General features: G+C 68.2%; 1 protein-coding gene. It reads right to left on the reverse strand.

Annotation, left to right across the window (positions count from 1 at the left end; all coding sequences use genetic code 11):
* The coding region (locus tag AB1471_RS17735; RefSeq protein ID WP_437342387.1) for an RraA family protein at positions 1-245 on the reverse strand (245 nt) is incomplete at both ends.

Consider the following 245-nt stretch of genomic DNA (forward strand, 5'->3'; position numbering starts at 1 on the left):
TGTCGCCAAAAATGCCCGCGTCTGTCACGCCCATGGCGTCGACCACGGCCACACAACCGGCGGGCATGGCCTCAATGGCGGCGCGGGTGGAGATGGGCGAGCTCCAAGACGCGGGCGTGGCGAGGTCTTCACGCGCCGGCACAAAGCGCAGGGTGAAGGCCCGCGCCACCAAGCGCGATTGGCCGGGGCGAATGGGGCGGGTGCCGCGCAGCCACACGTTGCGCAAGCCTTTTTTCAACAGCAAG

The organism is Jeotgalibacillus marinus, from assembly GCF_040801915.1.
Lineage (GTDB): Bacteria > Bacillota > Bacilli > Bacillales > Jeotgalibacillaceae > Jeotgalibacillus > Jeotgalibacillus marinus.